Here is a 13,427-nt window from a genome sequence, read left to right on the forward strand (position 1 = left end):
ACATACAGCCCGCCAACGCCTTCGGGTCCGCACCACCACTTGTGTCCCGTGAAGGCGTAAAAGTCAGCTTCTAGCTGAGTCAGGTTCAGCGGCAGCACACCCACAGATTGGGCAGCATCTACCAGTACGCGTACCGGACGAGTGCGGTTGTAGCTGTGGCAGGCAGCGACGATCTCTGCCATTGGCAAGACTTGCCCCGTGTTCCACAAAATGTGGCTAAGCACAACGAGACGAGTACTCGATCGCAGTCCCCGCGCTACCACCTCCACTGGATCGCCCTCATTCAGCGTTGCCTTCAGCGGGCAGGTAGAAACCTCAACGCCAAACCGCCGCTGAATCTCCTGCGCGGCGGCAATGATGCCGGGATGCTCGCAGTCCGACAGCAGCAAATGATCGCCAAATCGCCAGTCGATGCCCCACAGCGCAATGTTGCAGCCAACGGATACATCTTCAGTCAGGGTGATCGTTGTGGGAGGCGCGCCGAGTTCAGCCGCGATCGCGGCTCGCGTGCGCTCTCCTTCTTCTGTCACCCACGCATTCACCTTGCGAGAGAAGGGACCCGACTGCTGAATCCGCTGAAATGACTGCTGAATCGCGGCGATCGCGGTGTCGGGCATGGGTCCCTGTCCCCCATAGTTGAAATAAGCTTTGTCCTGTAAGCCCGGAAACTGGTGGCGGTAGGAGTCGAGGGAGGGAGTGGTAGAGGAACCCGTAGTCATGGAAGTCGTAAGGGATAGCAAAGCTTCTGCATTCTACCAGGCGGGTTTTAAGCAATTTAGGTAGTGTTTATCGCAAATTCATACTTTTAGCGATGCTCATTTAAAAACCTTTGAGTAAAATTTGGGGTGTGTTGCGATTCACCCAGCGAGGATAGGTATGGAGAAGCGTCGAAAACAACCGCGACCCAGCGTTCGCGAGGCGTCTCCGCAGGAGAATCACCTGCTTCCGGCAGGCAAGACGCAGCAGCTAACGGCGCAGGCGTTGGTTCAAGTGCTAGAGAAGCGCCCGATGATCTTTTGGGGCGGTTTATGGTCGTCGCTGCTGATGGTGGCAGTGGTTTCGGTTAGTAGTCTGCTGAGTCCGAACTTCTCGAAGGGACGATCGGCGTCTGGCTCGGCGCTTGGCTCTCATACGGCGACCGTCACTCGTCCAGCCACGCGCGACACGCACCTGCCCTTGTGGATGTTTGGCGCGATCGCGCTGAGTTGCACCGCAGGATCAATTCTGATTTCCAAACAGCTAGCCCGACCTCACCAGTCTCGGCTGATGAATCGGACGCATCAAAAAAGCCGATCGCGCCCGAAGTCGCCGCGCATGGACAGATCTCGTCAGAGATCGAAGCCTTACTCGCCAGCGACTAGCCCTTTCACGGCTGCCCAACCGCTTGTCCCTGTCCGCTATCCGGCTCCGACTCAAACACCCGTTACGATGCGTTCTAATCGATCGCAGGCCGTTCGATCACAGGCAATGACGCTGCGAGCCATGCAGCCAGCGCCCCGTTCCATCACAAAGTCTAAGCTCGCTCAGCCAGCCCCAGTTACTGTGGTTCCCGCTGGGGAGAATCATCCCCTCGATTGGGGAAAAGCAAATTTAACGGACTCCCTCGACCTTCGCAAGCGTCGATCCCTGTCGTCATGGCTAGGGAATTAGCCAGCCGCCAATTGCTGATCGCTACTTCAAGGCTTGTAGCGATCGCCAGTCCTTAATTGATTTTTCGCTCCAGAGCCAATTTTGTGACAGTGCGTCGGGCGCAAAGGCAACTGGATCGTCGGTCATCACCTTCTGGCGCAGTCGGGTTGCCTCGCTCAGCAGCATTGCTCGACGGCTAGGAGTTTGATTCGCGGCAGATTTTGTCATTGTCAGGGCAATGCCTGCATATGCCGTTAGAGCATCGACGGGTGCGGGCGTTGTGGCACGGCCTGCCCCGTTTGGCGCCGCCCCTTGCTCACCCAGCAGCTGCAGCGCTCGAAACCAAGCGCGACCCGCTCGATCGATCTCGCCTTCTTCATAGTAGGCAAAGCCCAGCGCGTTTTGAACCAGTGGGTTGGGCTGCCGCTTCGCTGACGTTTCCCAGAATCGTCGGGCGTCTTGAGCCGTGTAGTCCCGATTACCCGTTTTTGCCGATTGCCACGCCGCTCGCCCCATCCAGAAATTAAGCGTTGGGTCGTCTGGCTGCTTGCCTAGGCTCGGCGTCAGGGCGGCGATCGCCTGCGTTAGAGCACCCCGCTGTAGCAGCGCCTCTACGGCTGGCCGAGCGGCAGGAATATTGCCTTTGTTGAGCTGCTCAGCCGCTAGGTTTGCCACAACTCCTGTGCTAACCTGCCGCAGATCGCCTTGGTTGCCTGCGGCATCGGGAGATGGTCCAGAGAACCGGACCTCGATCGCCGGACGAGTTAGCTGATTGTAAGCCACCCAGCCACCGAGCAGCAGCAGCGCCGCGCCGATCGTTCCGGCTCCTATCCATCGCAGCGGCAGCTGTCTCAGGCCACGCCAGTGCACCGATCGGCGCGGCGGTTTTGGTGTCTTAACATCCGCCGCCTGCGCGATTATTGGTGTCGGAGCAATCGTTCCAGTACGGGAGGGTGTACTGTCTCCCTGTTTGTGCATCGCTCTGCCCAAATTATGATAAGCATCCGTCAAACTGGGATCTAGCTGGATTGCTCGGTTAAAGGCATGAATCGCTGAACTGAGGTTGCCTTGCTGATAAAGCGCCAGTCCCAGGCTGTTGTGCGCCTCAGCAGCTTGAGGGTCAAGCTGCAAGGCTTGATGGTAGACCTCGATCGCTTCTGACACGTACCCCTGATCAGCCAGCGCTAGCCCTAGCCGATGGTAGGCAGTGGCATCGTGAGGATTGCGCTGGATTGCCTGATTGCAGACGGCGATCGCCTCAGTCAGTTTGCCTGCATCTGCCAGCATTTGCTCTAGATCTGAGGACATGCCAGCCCCACCGTTAGCGACGGCGATCGCAGAGGCTTCGGCATTAGAGACAGGACGCGTTGGGGGAGTTGTGGGTACCAGTGGTGGACTGTAGCGAGGATTCTCCGCCAGGATTGGATAGCTGGGTCGGGCATCGTCCCGATCTGGTAGCAAATCTTCCCCCGGTGGTGCAGGCAGTGGACGTTCGACAACTGGGGTGGATCGAGTCAGCTGATCGATCATCTGCGCGATCGTGGCGGCATCGGTTTCGTAGTCAGGATCGGCTTCCGGATCGTCAGCGTCAAACGGCTCGCCGTAATCGTCATCAAGGTAGTCGTCAAAATCTGCCTCAATAAAGGGGTCATCCAGCGCGGCAGACCGTGCAGACAGTATGGCGTCATCCTCTACCTCATCGATCAGCAGGTTCTCTGGTCGATCGCTCAAGTCCAGATTCAATGACTGCAAGTAGCCGTCGAATTCCGGATGTAGATACAGCACGGGTAGCGCCCAATAGAGCTGGCGAGACGTGTAGGACGCGATCAGCCCTTGCCGAGCGCGACTGAGGCTGAGGTCGATTGGATACGCCTGCTTCAAATTGCGGTAGAACAGGCGGCTGAGGTTAAGCGCAACGTCATCTGGAATCCGCTCCGCCATGGCTAGCACCGCTGGAATGCCCCGCTTTACCAGCGCCTCGACTAGATTACTTTGCCCATCAGCGGGATCAGCAGTCGCCGTGTAGCCACCCCGACAGGAATTAAATACGGCGACGCGAATGCCATTGTTGACTAACAGTCCAGCCAGATCATCGCCACTAAGCGCTTCGGTCAAGCCCGTTTTGCGGCTGACCAGATACAAGCTGCCGCCGGATGTTCCCAAATCGCTGTGGCCAGCGTAGTGAAAGACTTGATAATGATTGTGTTCCAGCGCCTGCGCTAGTTGTTCTCGTCCGGGCTGCTCAAGAATCGTCAGTTCCAGGTTGATCACTTGCCCGCCACCGCTGCCGCTGCGGCGGAAGGACTGCAATTCGTCTTGCAGGTGCTGGGCTTCCTGCTTTAGCGCCAGTGCCGCTTGGTCAGTGGGAGCCGCTAACACCATGAGAATGCGAATCGGCTGGTCAGAAGCCTGTGGTGAATTCAGCGCCCCCAGCGAGGACAGCACGGATACGCCGGAGTGGTAGCGAGAGAATAAAACATCTGTGCCGGTGGCAATGAGTCGATCGCCCCCGTGGAGTACTTCCCAGGGCAAGCGCGGCAGTCGGGTATCTTTGAGTCCCAAGCGCAACCTCAGGCGCTCCTGTCGGTTCTGAGCAATGCCCCGTGCCATAATCCAGCTCTCTCGCATGGTTCCCTGGAACAGCGAATTGTAGAGCTGTCGCCCCAGTGCGCCCAAGCCTGCCGATCGCGGATCGATCGTGCCAGAGGTTCCTGATAAAGCTTCTAATTCTGGTAAAGAATGGAGTGGATCGCCCCGCAGTACGCCCATTAGCGGATCGTTCATCAGCACGCTTGCCTGCGTCAGCCAGTCGTCGATGGGCCATGTCACCTGCTCTTCTGCCAGCGGCACGCCCGGTGCAACTCGCTCTGTTCTAACGAGGTACTCATTGCCTCGAATTGGAGTCACCGACACGTGAAATTCCTGGGTCACAGCTACCCTCCAAGACTACCTACACCCTCTGCCCTATGGTAATTGACCAGGCTTCGCTACGCTTAACATAAACAACGAAGCAGCTTATTCATCCGGCAGAAAATTGACTAGTTCACCACGCACAGCCCGCCTGCCCGTCCTACTCCTCAGAGCGCCAGCCGCCATCGTTGGATCAAGTCGGGGTCTTTTGCGTTCAGCGTTCAATGTGCAGTTCTCAAAAAGCGTCGGTAGATGCAACGAGGAAGCGTACCTAACTCTGTCAAGTCTTTATCGATCATGGCACGCGCTACTGGCGTAGACGGCTGAGTGTCCAAAAAGTTACGGAAACTTCAAACAAAATGCCCCAAACTTCAGCGATTTTCCAAGGAGCCGTCCGGATATCCGCCTCTTATTCTAGAAAACGCTAAGTGGTAGATGCACCCTAATTGGCTCCCCGACTCTTGCGTTGAGTTGGGGAGTTTCTTTTTGAGGTGCCCTTTTCCAAAAAGCTGTCCGGATATCTGCCTCTTACTCCAGAAAACGCTAAGTGGTAGATGCACCCTAATTGGCTCCCCGACTCTTGCGTTGAGTTGGGGAGTTTCTTTTTGAGGTGCCGCGTAAGAGCATCAGCGACTTGCTTGCAGCACTTGTTTGGCAGTGCGAATTTGCTCAGAACTAAATCCCGCTTCGTTAAGGTAGTCAAGAAATCCAGCATCTCCGTAGCGACCATCCACGCCCAACGCCTGCTGGTAGGCTTGTTGCGCGGCAGGACGATCGCCGCGTCCCCAGTGCGCGATTGCTAGCGCCACAAACGGATGAGGATTACTCGGCTCTAGTCTTGCGGCTTCGGTTGCGGTCGCGATCGCCCACGCATACTGCTGCAACCGCTCACATGCCAGACTCAAGTTGTAGTGGGCAATTTCGTTATTTGGCTTGAGGTACGCTGCCCAACTATGTGTGGTAACGGCAGCGATGAGCTGTCCACCGACCAGGTAGACAATCCCTAATGCATTCAAGGTAGGGACATCAAATGGATTCAGGGAGAGCGACTGCTGCAACACGTCTGCCGCAGCGGTAGTCTGTCCGGCTCGATGCAGCGTCCAACCCAACAGCACTCGACCCGAAAGGTTGTTCGGTTCTAGGTCTACGGATTGCTTCAGTGCAGCGATCGCCTCTGGGTAGCGTCCCTGTTCTCGGTAGCTCAGTCCTCGCTGGCGGTAGTCGCTAGCAGATTGAGCAAATGCAGGCGTGGCAAGCAGCAGGGAGATCGCCAGCGATCTCAGCAACATGAAATTCATGAAGGGGAAGGCGTAGATGAAGAGGATGCAACGTTCGAGCGATAGCGCTGGGTCACAGTACAGCTCATCGCTAGTTTACGCGATGTGGTATGCATCCTCTTGATCGTGCATCAACCGCAACCCCTGCTTGTTTCAGAAATGGCTAATCTCTCTACAGCATCAATTGAGTGCAGATTCGGTGCTGCATCGACCCCATCCGGATCCTAGGTAGTCAAACGTCTGCCCTGCTGCACTCGTGGCAGAAATCAAGGGTCTGCGCGATCGCTGCGCGACTGGTTTGCCCGTGAAGCTGGCTTCGCGCCTGCATTTCGGACATTGACCACTTTGCCGAGTAAGTCAAACCAGAACGGGGCACCCATCGCGATCGCGATACCTGTGACAATCCAGCCCAGCAGCATTCGCATGAGATCAATTGGGTAGCGCAAGCCAATTTCGGCAATTTTCAGCGGAATAAGCGCGGTTTCAGCCGATGACTGATTAGGTAAACACTGCTTGAACAGTTTCGTCCACTCAGAATCAGTATCGTTAATGGGCGCTGTCGGGCGCTGCGATCGACAGTTGAACTGCTGACCAAGATTGACCGCGCTCCAACCAACGGGAACCGCAAGTTTTTTCAAAGCAACATCGGTAGCGTCTTTTAACTGCTCTAATTCTGCACTCGTAAGCCGTGAAGGATTGCTGCCGTTTGTTTCGACTAAGCGCGTGGCTTGCGCTGTAATAACATCGCGCAAGTTTTCATCGCTGGTTAGGCGATCGGTAACATAGAATGAATCCGCATTAGTGAACGAGGCAAGAAAGATTCCAATCGCGATCGCCACCCCTTTCGCATTCCGTTTGTAGACGCCCGAGGAGCGATTCATCGAGCGATCAAACCAAAGGGCAATTTCATCTCGAAACTGGCTGAGATCGTTGCCAACTCTTTGCGATCGCGTCTCTGCTCGCCGCGCCAAACTGGATAAGCTCTGTCTTAGCGATTGCGGCATCTTGTCAAGAGCAGTTTGAATGTCTTTGTACGTTTGATAGCGTTCATACAGTGCGCGATCGTCCTCGCTCAACGCTTTTTCTGCTACCAGTTTACTCAATGCGTCGTTGACAAAAAGCTGCTGATTCTCGTTCGTAAGCTGAGCGAGTGTGACAGGCTTCTCTAGCTCTTGATTATATTTTTCAAGCTGTAACCCAACTTCATTATTCACTTTCTCCTCAATTGGTTCTGCTCGGGTCGAAATTGCTTGATATGAACTACTAATTTCTCGATAGGTGCAACTGGTTTGATTCATAAGCTCAGCAATCTCAGCAATGCTGGGTTGTAGTCCCCCTGCCACGATCGCTCGCTCATTGTTCTCGCCGAATAGTCCCCGCTTATACGATCGCAATCGTCGAACAAAGGCGGGATCTTTATCGTCTTCAGAAGCAGTGATATAGCTATCGAATGCTTCGTTCAGCCGACTAACGCATGTTTCGAGGGCGGCTTCGCCCGCCTTAAACGTATCAAGAATTTCGTTGTAGCCCTCAATCAGAGTTTGAAAGTCTTTATCATCATTCAGGTTTGGAACATTCAGCTTCTCTGCAATTACTCGAATTCGACCTTTCTGCCAACCATCTGCACAAGAACTATCAGGAAAATCGATCGCGCCGCTGCGATTGATTGCATAGCTACCCACCATACGAAAAATGAATCGTTCTAGTCGAACTTCTGTCAGCTTTTCCGCTAAGTTAGGAATCCCCAATCGTTCGAGTAGCGAGGTTGCAAACGTCTCGGAGGCAATATAAGAAGGTCCTGTCGCTTGATTCGCTCCAAACGCTCCTTTGCGATTGTCTCGAATTACCCAGCGGGACATTTTTCGTACGGCTCCTGTTACGAGTCCCTTTGCTTCTTGATTAATATTTCTCAGCAGCGGGTCGTTATACAGCCTGTCGGCTAACTCTTTTGCTCGTTCCTGCTCTGGGGTTGCCGTACCCCCCGCCAGCAACACTTCGATCGACTCTTTCAAATGTCGCGCTCGCCATTGTAAAAGCGTTGCCAGCAGTTCTTGAAGCTCCGATGCTAATAGACTCAGCGTTAAATAAACGAAAATTAACCCAATCGCAATGTTGAGAACAAATGGCAAATTCATAGCTAGCAGCCTGATGACGAAACGTGCTCAATTCTAATGAGCAGCAGCGCGATCGCCAGGCTTTATTGCAGTTTTGTTATGAGCGTAAGCGGGTAACGCGATTCGAACGCGCGACATTCACCTTGGCAAGGTGACGCTCTACCACTGAGCTATACCCGCAAAATCTGTGCTTTACTAATGTCGCAGAATCCTAGCGACCTGTCAACTATTTTAGCGAATCTGACTGGAAGTAGGTGGAGCGAAATTAACCGCAATCAAGCATGGAGGCAGTATGGATCGGATGGATGTAATTGATCTGAAGGGAATTCGTGGCTACGGCTATGTAGGCGCTTTGCCAGAAGAGCAGGTGCTGGGACAGTGGTTTGAGGTAGATGTCAGACTGTGGCTGGATTTGTCCGCTGCTGGGCAGAATGATCGCTTAGACAGCACGTTAGACTACCGCGCCACGATCGCGACCGTGCAGCAGCTAATTCAGACCTCCAAGGCAGCACTGCTAGAGCGGTTAGCAACAACGATCGTTGAGGCAGTGTTGCAACCGCCTGTGCAGCAGGTGCGAGTCAGTCTCTCTAAGCTGACTGCTCCAATTCCAGGCTTCGACGGCAGGATCACCATTGAGCTTACGCGATCCCGCTAATACGGCTAGTTCATTGCAGAATGAAGCCCCATGCAACTACCAACTTGGTAGAGTCAATGGGGCTAGAGACGCAGTTAGGAGGTATCTCGCTATTCAAATTACCTAGAGAAATTCAACTTTGCTGTAACTTTAATAAGTTCTTAAACTCTTAGAGCAATTCGGTTTTGACGGCTGACGTCGCCACTACCACAGAAGGGTTAGCCTGCCTCGGAGCCTGCTATTCATCGTCAGCACTGGATTCGTCAAGTTCATGCCGCAAGCCTTGAAGTTCCTGCTGCTGAACACGGCGCGACGTCCGTCGATACTTCTTCGTCTCTAGCTTTGGTTCGTACTGCTGCCCCTGACGCGTTGTTTTCAGCTTCAGGTTCGCTTCCTCATCACCCAGTTTGTCTAAGGCTTGCTGCCGGGTAATTGCCTCGCCTAAAAATTCTAGATAGTGGTCGTAGCGCTCCCAGTTGCCTCGTACAGCGCAATTCGGCTCATCTCGGTGCAGACAATCCGCAAACTGACAGGATTGAACCGCAAGCCGCTGACGAACTTCTGGAAAAAGACCTGCAAGGTCCTGCGGTGCAGCATCTAGCTCTGGTTGGTTAAAGCCTGGAGTATCTGCCAGTAGACCGCCTGAGGGCAACTCAAACAGTTCGACGTGCCGTGTGGTGTGGCGACCGCGCGCCAGCTTACCAGACACCGCCGCAACTCGCAAATCCACGTCTGGAATTAAGTAATTAATCAAGCTGGATTTGCCGACGCCAGATGGACCAGAGACAACGGTTATTTTCTCATGCAAATGCGATGCTAACTCGACCAGTCCTAAGTGTTTTCGCACGCTTATAAAGGTAGGCACGTAGCCCCACGTCTGCAAGCGATCGTGCCAGTTGTGCTGCTCCTCTTTCGTGGCCATATCGGACTTACTTAGGCACAAGCGAACGTCCAATTCCGTCGATTCTGCCTTAATTAAAAAGCGGCTCAACTGGTGAGGATCGAGGGTGGGTTCAACGATCGCAAACACCAGCAGAATTTGGTCAGCATTGGCGACGGGGGGGCGATCGAGTTCAGAGCGGCGGGGAAATACCTGCGAAATCGCACCGCGCCCATCGATCCAGTCTGGCTCCTCAACGGCAACTCGGTCCCCGACCATGACGCGCTGCCCAAGCTTTTTCAGGCGCGATCGACGGGTACAAAGCAGCATCCGTGCCTCGGGCGGATTAAGTTGAACCTGATAATAATTCGCCTGGATCGCCAGCACGGTTCCCACCAGGGAAAGCGGGTTTGGCGATGCTGTACTCATACGTCAGCAGTCAGCTGTAGAGGTGAGGGGTCGTCGAACCTGGATAGCAAAAAAGTCAGAGTGGTCCTCGATTTGCTCAATGCCATATCCTTCCATCGTCAGGCTGTCTGGAACTTGCTCGATCGGCTCACCCGGATCGAGCCAAACTTCCAGCAGCGAACCGGGCGGCAGTTGCTCTAGACGCAGCTTGGTCCGCACGAAGTTAATTGGGCAGGGCGTACCCCGCAGATCGAGTTGAGCGTCGGGGCGCGCAGTGTCTGACTGGTTCATCCGCCGAACACCTTGCCAAAAAATCCTTCAATCCCGCCCTTTCCCACGCGATCGCCCCGCAGCTTCGCCAATTTCTCTAGCAGCTCTCGCTCTTCTGGTGAGATTCGGGTAGGAATCTCTACCTGAATCGTAATTAAGTGGTCACCTCGGCTCACCGGATTGCCCAGTTTGGGAACGCCTTTGCCTTCTAGAGTCAGCACTTTGTCTGGTTGAATTCCAGGCGGGATTAGCAGTTCCTGCGGACCGTCCACCGTGTTGATCTCGGTTCGACAGCCTAAAATGGCTTGCAAGTAGCTGATTTTCAGCTCCGACAAGATATTAATACCTTCCCGCTGAAATTCAGCGTCCTCGTTGACAAACAGGTAAACGTATAAGTCTCCTGCAGGACCGCTGCGCTGCCCCGTGTCTCCCTCACCCGAAACGCGTAGTCGTGTACCGTTGTCGACTCCAGCAGGAATCGTAATCTTCAGCTTCTTCGTTTCCTGCCGCTGTCCATTACCGCTGCAAACTTCGCACTTATCCTCGATCATCTGACCCGTGCCATTGCAGGTCGGACAAACCGAAACTTGGGTAAAGCTGCCGAACGGCGTGCGGGTGGCGCGACGGACCTGACCTGCTCCGTTGCAGGTAGTACAGGTGCGAGGGCGAGTTCCTGGCTTTGCTCCCGAACCGCTACACGTGGTACAGGTTTCCAGATGGCTGATCCGAATTTCTTTTTCGCCGCCAAACACCGCTTCGCGGAAATCCAGTTTTAGATCCAGTCGCAGATCATCGCCGCGAACCGGACCGCTACGACGACGAGCAGTTTGCGTACCCATGCCGCCCGAAAAGCCGCTAAAAAAGCTTTCAAAGATATCGGCGAATCCGCCCATATCACCGAAGTCCTGGAAACCACTTGCTCCAACGCCAGAGCTGACACCTGCCTCACCAAAACGATCGAAGCGTTCGCGAGTCTCCGGTTCAGACAGCACTTCGTAAGCCCGGTTAATTTCTTTAAACCGATCCTCCGCCCCCGGCTCTTTATTGACATCCGGGTGGTATTTGCGGGCTAAACGCCGATAGGCACGCTTGATCTCCTCCTTATCGGCGTCACGGGAAACACCAAGAATTTCGTAGTAGTCACGAGCCATAGAGTGCTGCTTCGAGGGGTAAAGGGATGTGTGGGGCTAAATCACTAACAGACTGGGGGTCGGGTTTGGGGTGTTGCTCATCACACCCCATCCCTTCATCCACACTCTATCTCTAATCTACCGCTTCGTAATCGGCGGTAATGGTGGCGTCGTTATCTAAGCTGTCATCATCGTCTAAACCTGAAGGCGTCTGTTGAGGAGCAATTACAGTATCGCTGCCGTAATCGTCGAGATGCTCAGAGCTGTTCACTTGGCTTTGACGGTAAATGTTTTCTCCAATTGCTAGCAGGGTTTGCCGGAAGACTTCAAGCAGGTGCTCTACGGTGTCCACCTTAGCCGCCGGATCATTAAACGCGGCTTTGAGTTCTGTGGCCCGATCGTTCGCCTGAGCTTTGAGATCCTCGGCAATCAGTTCACTATTGTCGCGGAGAGTAACCTCATAGCTGTAGAACAATGCATCTGCCTGATTCTTCTTCTCAATCAGCTTCTGGCGCTTAAGGTCGTCTTCGGCGTAGAGTTCAGCTTCCTGCCGCATTCGATCGATCTCCGTCGAGCTGAGTCCACCCGTATTAGTGATGGAGACGCTTTGTGCCCGTCCCGTGCCTTTGTCTAGCGCCGAAACTTTCAAAATTCCGTTCGCGTCGATGTCGTAGGACACTTCGATTTGAGGTACTCCCCGAGGAGCGGGAGGAATGCCATTAAGCTGAAACTTCCCTAAGCTCTTGTTGTCCTTTGCCATCGCCCGTTCGCCTTGCAGGACGTGGATCTCCACCGAAGTTTGTCCGTCCGTCGCCGTGGAAAACACCTGCGTTTTACTGGTGGGGATCGTCGTATTGCGCTCAATGATGCGCGTAAAGACTTCGCCTAGAGTTTCAATACCCAACGACAGCGGTGTCACATCTAGCAGCAGCAAATCTTTCACTTCGCCGCCCAGAACGCCGGCCTGAATTGCCGCTCCTAGCGCCACGGCTTCGTCAGGATTAACAGAGCGATCGGGCGGTTTGCCGTTAAAGTAGCTGCGAATTGCATTTTGCACGGCTGGAATTCGCGTTGAGCCACCGACGAGAAGGATTCGATCAATCTCGTCGATTTCTAAGTTCGCATCTTTCAGCGCTTGGGCAGTGGGTTCAATCGTGCTTTCCACCAGATGATTGACGAGTTCCTCAAACTTAGCGCGAGTTAACTCAGTCTCTAAATGCTTTGGTCCAGTTTCGTCTGCGGTGATGAACGGTAAATTGATCGACGTAGTCAGCGTGCCAGACAGCTCAATTTTGGCTTTTTCAGCCGCTTCACGCAGGCGTTGTAGCGCCATTTTGTCGACAGATAGATCGATGCCTTCCTGCTGCTTGAAGTCCTCGATCATCCAGCGCACAATGCAGTCATCAAAGTCATCGCCGCCCAAGTGGTTGTTGCCGGACGTTGCCTTTACCTCGAAGACGCCATCGCCCATTTGCAGAATGGACACGTCGAAGGTACCGCCTCCCAAGTCAAACACCAGGATGCACTGGTCCTGGTCCTGCTTTTCCATGCCGTACGCCAAAGCTGCCGCTGTTGGCTCGTTGATGATGCGCAGCACTTCCAAGCCTGCGATCGTTCCCGCGTCCTTGGTTGCCTGTCGCTGTGCATCACTAAAGTAGGCAGGAACAGTAATGACTGCCTGTTGCACAGGCTCTCCCAGGTAGTTCTCGGCGTCCTGCTTCAGTTTCTGCAGTACCATCGCCGAGATTTCCTGCGGCGTAAAATTACGTCCCCGAATTTGCACATCTACGGTATCGTCTTTTCCCTTGACGCAGGTGTAGGGAACGCGGGAACGCTCTAGCTCTGTATCTTCCCAGCGGCGACCGATAAAGCGCTTGATGCTGAAAACCGTATTTTCGGCATTCGTCACAGCTTGCCGCTTCGCCAGTTGACCAACGAGGCGATCGCCTGACTTACCAAATCCGACAATGCTGGGAGTTGTCCGTCCGCCTTCAGAGTTAGAAATCACGTTGGGTTGATTCAACTCCAACACGGCAACGCAGCTATTTGTCGTGCCTAGGTCGATCCCGATGACTTTTCCCATAGCGAGTGGCGATAAAAGGACGCAGCGTGAATGGTGTTCGTTTCGATGACAGGCTTTATGGGACTATTCCACAATTGTCGAGCAATTCCGTC

The 13,427-nt window shown here is 54.2% G+C and carries 10 protein-coding genes and 1 tRNA gene; 2 read left to right on the forward strand and 9 right to left on the reverse strand.

The annotated features are described in order from the left end of the window. Positions 1 to 719 (reverse strand): aminotransferase class V-fold PLP-dependent enzyme (locus H6F43_RS06395; protein ID WP_190341787.1); only part of this gene is annotated, 719 nt, incomplete at its 3' end. A gap of 157 nt (positions 720 to 876) precedes the next feature. Here H6F43_RS06395 and H6F43_RS06400 point away from each other — a divergent pair. Beyond that, entirely contained in the window at positions 877 to 1,650 is a 774-nt protein-coding gene (locus H6F43_RS06400; protein WP_190341789.1) for a hypothetical protein, read from the forward strand. Between the two features lie 21 nt (positions 1,651 to 1,671). Here H6F43_RS06400 and H6F43_RS06405 read toward each other — a convergent pair whose 3' ends face one another. From H6F43_RS06405 to H6F43_RS06420, 4 genes are all read right to left on the reverse strand, one after another. Beyond that, positions 1,672 to 4,560: a tetratricopeptide repeat protein gene (locus H6F43_RS06405; RefSeq protein WP_190341791.1), complete on the reverse strand. Its 2,889-nt coding sequence runs from the start codon at positions 4,558 to 4,560 to the stop codon at positions 1,672 to 1,674. A gap of 605 nt (positions 4,561 to 5,165) precedes the next feature. After that, on the reverse strand, positions 5,166 to 5,837 hold the full coding sequence (locus tag H6F43_RS06410) for a tetratricopeptide repeat protein (protein WP_190341794.1): 672 nt from the start codon (positions 5,835 to 5,837) through the stop codon (positions 5,166 to 5,168). Positions 5,838 to 6,082: 245 nt separating this feature from the next. Next, positions 6,083 to 7,951, reverse strand: coding sequence for a hypothetical protein (locus tag H6F43_RS06415; protein ID WP_190341795.1), 1,869 nt, complete (start codon positions 7,949 to 7,951; stop codon positions 6,083 to 6,085). Positions 7,952 to 8,038: 87 nt separating this feature from the next. Beyond that, positions 8,039 to 8,110, reverse strand: a tRNA-Gly gene (locus tag H6F43_RS06420). Between the two features lie 121 nt (positions 8,111 to 8,231). Here H6F43_RS06420 and folB point away from each other — a divergent pair. Next, positions 8,232 to 8,585 carry a dihydroneopterin aldolase gene (folB, locus tag H6F43_RS06425; RefSeq protein WP_190341842.1) on the forward strand — a complete coding sequence of 118 codons (354 nt, stop codon included), beginning with the start codon at positions 8,232 to 8,234 and terminating at the stop codon, positions 8,583 to 8,585. Positions 8,586 to 8,802: 217 nt separating this feature from the next. Here the strand turns inward: folB and rsgA are convergent, their stop codons facing one another. The 4 genes from rsgA to dnaK all read right to left on the reverse strand — a co-directional run bounded on the left by rsgA (position 8,803) and on the right by dnaK (position 13,335). Continuing rightward, positions 8,803 to 9,873, reverse strand: coding sequence for a small ribosomal subunit biogenesis GTPase RsgA (gene rsgA / locus H6F43_RS06430; RefSeq protein WP_190341797.1), 1,071 nt, complete (start codon positions 9,871 to 9,873; stop codon positions 8,803 to 8,805). Between the two features lie 3 nt (positions 9,874 to 9,876). Beyond that, positions 9,877 to 10,143, reverse strand: a complete 267-nt coding sequence (locus H6F43_RS06435) for a sulfurtransferase TusA family protein (protein ID WP_190341799.1) — start codon at positions 10,141 to 10,143, stop codon at positions 9,877 to 9,879. Beyond that, positions 10,140 to 11,273, reverse strand: a complete 1,134-nt coding sequence (gene dnaJ / locus H6F43_RS06440; protein WP_190341801.1) for a molecular chaperone DnaJ — start codon at positions 11,271 to 11,273, stop codon at positions 10,140 to 10,142. Before dnaJ ends, H6F43_RS06435 begins: the two co-directional genes overlap by 4 nt. Before the next feature lie 112 nt (positions 11,274 to 11,385). Beyond that, a complete protein-coding gene (gene dnaK, locus H6F43_RS06445) occupies positions 11,386 to 13,335 on the reverse strand; it encodes a molecular chaperone DnaK (protein WP_190341803.1) in 1,950 nt (649 codons plus the stop codon). Positions 13,336 to 13,427: the final 92 nt, after the last annotated feature.

Origin of the sequence: Leptolyngbya sp. FACHB-36, assembly GCF_014695955.1 — a bacterium.
Lineage (GTDB): Bacteria > Cyanobacteriota > Cyanobacteriia > Leptolyngbyales > Leptolyngbyaceae > FACHB-36.